We start from the raw sequence: 6,451 nt of genomic DNA on the forward strand, positions 1-6,451 counted from the left end.
GGGGATGGACTATCGCAAGCAGTTGATGGTCAGGCCGGGCGAGAACCTCAGCCTGGCGAAGATCGATCCGTCGCAGAGCGGGCCGCACGCTTCGGCCGAGGCGGCGCTGCCGGAGGTTCAGAAGAACGTCGCGCGCATGGACGAGTTGCAGGCACTGCTCTACGCCGATGGCGGGCAGTCGCTGCTCGTTGTCCTGCAGGCGCTCGACGCTGCCGGCAAGGATGGCGTCGTGCGCCACCTGTTCAGCGGCATGAACCCGCAGGGCACGCGCGTCTTCGGCTTCAAGCAGCCGAGCGCCGAAGAGGCGGCGCACGACTTCCTCTGGCGCGCGCACCAGCGGACGCCGGCGAAGGGCGAGGTCGTCGTCTTCAACCGCTCGCACTATGAGGACGTGCTCGTCGTCCGCGTGCACCAGCTCGTCCCGAAGGCCGTCTGGTCGAAGCGCTTTGCGCTGATCAACGACTTCGAGAAGATGCTCGTGCAGAACGGCACGCGCGTCCTCAAGTTCTTCCTGCACATCAGCCCCGAGGAGCAACTGGCCCGCTTCCGGCAGCGGCTCGATGACCCGGCGCGCAACTGGAAGATCAGCGAGTCGGACTATTCGGAACGCGAGCTGTGGTCCGACTACGTCACCGCCTACGAGGAGGCGCTGAGCAGGACCAGCAGCAAGGATGCGCCGTGGTACGTCATTCCGGCCAACCACAAGTGGTTCCGCAACCTCGCCATTTCGCAGATCATCGTCGACACGATGGAAGGGATGGGGCTCCAGACGCCGCCGACGCGTGTGAACCTGCAGGAAATCGCGGCCAAGTATCACGCCGCAGAGGCGGCGCAGGAGAAGCGTTCGGGCAAACCGGCGAAGCGCGTGGCCAAGGCGTAGGCGGCAACCGCTGGCCGCGACTCCTTGAAGCCCGCAACAAGGGGGAGAGGCGTTGCGGCTACGGCCGGCGCAGTCCCGGCAACGTGTTCCCGCACCGTGCTTGCCGACTGTGGCACAAGGCCAGCACTGGCCCGTTGTGACACGACTGTGCTACAGTTGCGCGAGCCAACCATCGGGAGATCGCCATGACCACCACGACCATTCGCCTGCCTGAAGAACTGAAAGCCAGGGTCACGGCAGCAGCAGCGCGCACCGGCACGACGGCGCATGCCTTCATCCTCGAGGCCATCGCCGAAAAGGCGGCGAACGAAGAGTGCCGTGCAGAGTTCGACACCGAAGCCGAGGAGCGCTACACCAGGATGGTCGCCTCCGGGATGGCGATCCCCTGGAGCGACATGCGCACCTATCTGCAAGAGCGTGTTGCCGGCAAGCGGCCAACACGGCCCGTAGCGCGCAAGCTGGCTCGCTGAATGTGGCGCGCCTCGAGATTGCGCCCGAGGTCGTGGAGGATTTCGAGCGCATCGTGGACCACCTCGCGAGCTGCCAGGTCGAACACCCGGAACGGCGCATCGACGAAATCATCGCCGCACTGGATGTGTTGCAGAGCAACCCGCTGATCGGCCGACCCGCTGCCAACCGCAAGCGCGAACTGGTCATCGGGCGTCGCGCTCACGGATACCTGGCCCTCTACCGTCATGTCGCGGAGATCGATACGGTGATCGTACTGGCCGTGCGCAGCCAGCGGGAAGCGGGATACGTGGAGCGGGGCGAGTGAACAGCCAGCGGTGGTGGTACGTCAACTGAATCGGGCAACTGCAGTGATGAGTCGGACGACGGCGGTGCGTGGACCAGGGCGGATGTTCTGTCGGGCAGCGCGCCGTCAACGCCGGCAGTGAGGAATTTCGGCTCGCCGAGCGTCGGGCACGCAGGGCGGCGCGATCGGCTGCGAGACCGTCTTGACGGCGGGTGGCCCGGGCGTGGATACTGCGCCGCGCAGGTGAAGCGCGGTGGCCGGCTGGCGAAGGATGCCGCCAAAGGCCCTGGAGGGCAGGAGCCGGCGGGGCGGCGACCGGCAACCTGCAAGGCGCCGGTCTTGCGGCCGGGCGCCTTCGGGCCGAGCCCAGATCGATCGTGAGGGGACGATGACACAGGAAGGCGAAGAGCAGCGCTTTCGGCTGCCGATCTTGCAGGGGGTCCTGCCGGTTGACCGTGGCGGCCTGACGCGCGACGTCCTGGCCGGGTTGACGCTGGCCGCGCTCGCCATTCCGGGGACGATGGGTTACACCAAGATCATCGGCACGCCGGTGATCACCGGGCTGTACACCATCCTCATCCCGATGGCGCTGTTCGCGATTTTCGGGTCGTCGCGGCATCTGTCGGTGGGCGCCGATTCGGCGACGGCGGCGGTGGTCGCCGCCGGTCTTGCCGGCATGGCCGCGCGCGGCTCGGACGAGTGGCTGGCGCTGTGCAGCCTGCTGGCGCTGATGGCCGGGGTTCTGATGTTCGCCGCGCGAGTCTTGCGGCTCGGTTTCCTCGCAGATTTTCTCTCGCGCACGGTTCTCGTCGGCTTTCTCACCGGCGTCGGCGTACAGGTGGCGCTGCTCGAGGTGTCGGGCATGCTCGGCCTGCAGCGAACGAGCAACGATCCGCTGCTCGAGATCGTCCGTGATCTGCGGCTGATCGGCGAGAGCAACCCTTACGCGGTGTGCGTTTCGCTCGCCGTGCTGGCGGTGATCCTCGGCTGCCGGCGAATCTCGGACCGCGTGCCCGGGGGCCTGATCGCCGTCATCGCCGCCATCGGCATCAGCTGGGCGCTGCGTCTCGATGCCCACCTCGAGACGCTGGGCGCCGTGCCGAGTGGTCTGCCGACGCTCGGCCTGCCGCAGGTCGAATGGAACTGGGCGCTGCTGCAGAAGCTGCTGCCGATCGCCTTTGCCTGCTTCGTCGTCATCCTGGCGCAGAGCGCCGCCACCTCGCGCGCCTACGCCGCCAAGTACAGCGATCGCTTCGACGAAAACGTGGACATGGTCGGCCTGGGAATGGCCAATCTCGGTGCCGGACTGTCGGGGACCTTCATCGTCAATGGCAGTCCGACCAACACGGCGATGGTCGATGGCGGTGGCGGCCGCAGTCAGGTGGCGCAGCTCACCACCTGCGTCCTCGTGCTGCTGGTGCTGCTGTTTCTCACCGGGCCGTTGGCGCACCTGCCGACGGCGGTGCTGTCGTCGATCGTCTTTCTGGTGGCGGTGCGAATGATCGACATCCGCGGGATGCACCGGATCTACGTCGAGGCACGTGCCGAGTTCGCGGTGGCCTTGCTGACGGCGGTCACGGTCGTCGTCGTCGGCGTCGAGCAGGGCATCCTCTTGGCGATGGTGCTGTCGTTGCTCGATCACGTGCGGCGAGGCTACCGGGGTCACAACTCGATCATCGCGGCGGACAAGCGGCACAAGGGCTGGCTGACGGTTCCCCTCGGCGAGCCGCGGCAGATCGCGCCCGGGTTGCTGGTCTACTGGTTCACCAACAGCCTCTACTATGCCAATGCCGGGCAGTTCGCCGAGGAGGTCCTGCGACTGGCGCGGGGCAAGGGAGATGCGCCACTGCGGTGCCTGTGCGTGCAGGCGGCGTCGATCGGCGACGTGGACTTCTCTGCCGCGGCCATGTTACGTGATACCTGCAAGCTGCTTGCGGAGCAGGGGATCACGCTGGTGTTCGCGCACGCTTCGCCGGCCGTGCGCGCGCAGTTCGACCGCTATGGGTTGACAGAGGTCCTGGGTACCGAGGCCTTCTATGGCTCGCTGCGCGCCGTCCTGGATGCCTGGGAGCACCTGCGGGACGCAACCGAGGCATCGCCGCCAGACGCGGCCGGCAGCACGCCGCCGGCCTGATCCCGGGGATGTCGCCGGCGTGCGGCGGCGCCGGAGCGTGTCGACCGCGCTCGTCGCCGCGCGCGATGCGCCGGCCGTCAGGGCCGGTTGGCCGGCTGGCCAGTTGGCGTCGGGGCCCCGCCTGGCCGATGGTGCTGGTGGTGTCGTGTGCGGCGGACCCAGTCCGGCCGGTTGCGCTTCGCATGCTTTCGCTTGCGGCGCCACGCCCCCAGCCAGCCGAGGCTCTTGAACAGCAGGAGGGTCAACAGGAGCGACGCCAGGGGCAGTCCGATGCCGAGGAGGAGGAAGGCATCGCGGGTTGACAGAAGGTGGTTGACCGCCCAGTCGAAGTTCATCCCGAAATAGCCGGTGAGGAAACTGATCGGCAGGAACACCCAGGAGACCACGGTGAGCCGGTTGATCTGCTCGGACTGCTGGTTCGCCCGGTTCGCCACGTGAGCCTCCATCGCGTCGGCGGTACGCTGACGGTAATCGTCGATCAGTTCGACGAGGTCGGCGAGGCGTTCGCTGTAGGTCTGGAACGCTGGCCAGACATTCGCACTGATGCCGGGAAAGCCGCCGATCGAAGTGACCACGTTCTCCACCCGGTCACGCAGCGGCACCAGCAGCCGGTGCAGTGACGACAGTTCGCGGCGCAGATCGGCGAGGCTCAACAACTGCTCGCTGACCGGATCGAGGAAGATCTGGTCCTCCAGCCTGTCGAGGAGTTCGTCGGCGCGCTCGAGGCGCGGGTAGAACCCCGTCAGCAGTTCATTGAGGACGATGAGCAGCGCGTAGCCCGGATCCGCGGCGATCCGGTCGCACAGCTCACGGAAACGCTGGTACGCCGCCTCGGTGCCCAGTGCGTCGCCGTCGAAGGCGGTAATCAACCAGTTCGGCGAGTAGAGGATATGTCCCTCGACGATCCCCTGCGCGCCCGCGTCGGCCCAGGCCGAGATGCGCAGGTACTGTGGGCTCGACTCGAGGTGCGCCGATCGGCCGAAGCGCGGCAGCCACGAACTCAGGGTGTCGTCGAGGTGCAGCACGGACGCCAGTACGGCGAATTCGTCCGCGCTCGCGTTCGCCAGGTCGAGCCAGAAGAAGCCTTGTGCCGGCAGCCTGTCGGCAAGGTCGCTGCCCGACAATGAAGTGCGGACGCCTTGCGCATCGATCAGCGTCGCTCTCACCTACCTTCGATTTCCTGGTTCCGAAAACACCCTGATCATCATCCGTCCTTGCGCCGCTGCCAGCATCGCGTCCCGTGGCGACAGTATACCCGCTTCACCCTGGCCGGCCACGGCACCAGACTGCCGGCCCGGGTCCTCGTGTGGCCGCTTCGGCCGCTGCGACCCTCTCGCGCCGTCCGTTGCGCTGCGGGCGGTGGCAGACGGTACTCATTGACGGCCTCCGGCCCTGCGCATAGGATGCCCGGTTTGCGGCAGACGGGTCACCTGTGAAAGGAGTTGCTCGATGCGACGGTACCGAATCCTTGGCGGCAGAACGGTCACCATGTCCGTGTGCGCGGCCGGGGTCGCGGCGGCCGATGAGCAGGCGGCGGAACAGGCCGGCGTTCGCCGGGTGACGCCGTCCTCGCCGAATGAGTTCGGCACGGCGCAGCCGGTCTCGAGGTGACGAAGAGCGTGTGGTCCGCAGGGATGGCTCGTCGTACGCGGCATCAGTTTCTGGCCCGACCAGGATGGCAACGGGCACAGCGTTGCCGCGTCGGCCTGGGCGGGTACTCCCGGGCACCGGCGGCCGTCGCAGCAGGCTGCCAGTCCGCTGTCGCGGCAGCCTGCTGGTGGACGCCCCTGCGGCTCCTGGTCCTGCTGCTCGGCATCGTCGCTGCGCATCTCGCCAGCGCGCAGGACATCGAGCCGCGCGCCTATTCGAACGCACCGGTTGGCGTCAACTTTCTCATCGCCGGCTATGCCTACACCGCCGGCGCCGTCCCTTTCGACAGCGCGCTGCCGATCCGGAATGCCGAAATGCGGACATCGAACGCCGTCCTCGCCTACGCGCGGGTTCTCGATCTTGCCGGCATGTCGGCCAAGTTCGACGCCATCGTGCCCTACAGCTGGCTGTCGGGACACGCCGAACTGCGCGGGCAGCCGATCGAGCGGATCGTCGACGGGCTGGCTGACCCCCGTTTTCGGCTTTCGGTGAATCTCTACGGTGCGCCGGCGCTGTCGTTGCCCGAGTTCAGGAATTACGAGCAGGATCTGATCATCGGTGCCAGCCTGCAGGTGTCGGCGCCGGCCGGCCAGTATGACCCGACGCGGGTGGTCAACATCGGCACCAACCGCTGGTCCTTCAAGCCGGAAATCGGGATTTCCAAGGTGCTCGGGCGGTGGACGCTGGAATCGCAGGCGGCAGTGACCGTGTTCACCGACAACCGCGATTTCCATGAGGGCAACCGGCGGCGGCAGGATCCCCTCTACTCGTTGCAGGGGCACGCGATCTACAGTTTTCCGCGCGGCATCTGGGCTTCGCTCGACTTTACCTATTTCACGGGCGGCCGGACGACGATCGATGGCGTCCAGAGTTCGGACCTGCAGCAGAACTGGCGGCTCGGAGCGACGCTGGCGCTGCCCGTCGACGTCCACAACTCGGTCAAGCTCTATGCCAGCAGCGGCGTCGCATCGCGTACCGGCTGTTACGTCCCGCCCTATTCAAGCCTCTCCGTCCCGAGCTATTCCGGGGTGAG

6 protein-coding genes are annotated in these 6,451 nt (G+C 67.1%); 5 read left to right on the forward strand and 1 reads right to left on the reverse strand.

Features of this window, described 5'->3' with window-relative positions; all coding sequences use genetic code 11:
• The first annotated feature begins 4 nt into the window (after nucleotides 1-4).
• The 4 genes from NFW30_RS19410 to NFW30_RS19425 all read left to right on the forward strand — a co-directional run bounded on the left by NFW30_RS19410 (nucleotide 5) and on the right by NFW30_RS19425 (nucleotide 3,768).
• Complete coding sequence (locus tag NFW30_RS19410; protein WP_295353010.1) at nucleotides 5-880, forward strand: polyphosphate kinase 2 family protein; 876 nt, start codon at nucleotides 5-7, stop codon at nucleotides 878-880.
• Nucleotides 881-1,065: 185 nt separating this feature from the next.
• The gene (locus tag NFW30_RS19415; protein WP_295353012.1) at nucleotides 1,066-1,350 is read left to right on the forward strand and encodes a ribbon-helix-helix protein, CopG family; all 285 of its coding nucleotides are present in this window, start codon (nucleotides 1,066-1,068) and stop codon (nucleotides 1,348-1,350) included.
• Between the two features lie 2 nt (nucleotides 1,351-1,352).
• Nucleotides 1,353-1,655 carry a type II toxin-antitoxin system RelE/ParE family toxin gene (locus NFW30_RS19420; RefSeq protein ID WP_295353015.1) on the forward strand — a complete coding sequence of 101 codons (303 nt, stop codon included), beginning with the start codon at nucleotides 1,353-1,355 and terminating at the stop codon, nucleotides 1,653-1,655.
• 367 nt (nucleotides 1,656-2,022) lie between these two features.
• Nucleotides 2,023-3,768, forward strand: a complete 1,746-nt coding sequence (locus NFW30_RS19425; RefSeq protein ID WP_295353018.1) for a SulP family inorganic anion transporter — start codon at nucleotides 2,023-2,025, stop codon at nucleotides 3,766-3,768.
• Between the two features lie 77 nt (nucleotides 3,769-3,845).
• On the opposite strand, the gene NFW30_RS19430 is transcribed toward NFW30_RS19425, so the two are convergent.
• Nucleotides 3,846-4,934, reverse strand: a complete 1,089-nt coding sequence (locus NFW30_RS19430) for a CorA family divalent cation transporter (RefSeq protein WP_295353021.1) — start codon at nucleotides 4,932-4,934, stop codon at nucleotides 3,846-3,848.
• 468 nt (nucleotides 4,935-5,402) lie between these two features.
• On the opposite strand from NFW30_RS19430, the gene NFW30_RS19435 reads away from it, so the two are divergent.
• A partial coding sequence (locus NFW30_RS19435) for a transporter (RefSeq protein ID WP_295353024.1) occupies nucleotides 5,403-6,451 on the forward strand: 1,049 nt, incomplete at its 3' end.

The organism is Accumulibacter sp., from assembly GCF_023806635.1.
In the GTDB taxonomy this organism is placed as follows: domain Bacteria; phylum Pseudomonadota; class Gammaproteobacteria; order Burkholderiales; family Rhodocyclaceae; genus Accumulibacter.

Excerpts from the sequence above, each read along its gene's own strand:
- NFW30_RS19410 (WP_295353010.1), top strand. The coding sequence starts at position 5 with ATGGACTATCGCAAGCAGTTGATGGTCAGGCCGGGCGAGAACCTCAGC.
- NFW30_RS19415 (WP_295353012.1), top strand. The coding sequence starts at position 1,066 with ATGACCACCACGACCATTCGCCTGCCTGAAGAACTGAAAGCCAGGGTC.
- NFW30_RS19425 (WP_295353018.1), top strand. The coding sequence starts at position 2,023 with ATGACACAGGAAGGCGAAGAGCAGCGCTTTCGGCTGCCGATCTTGCAG.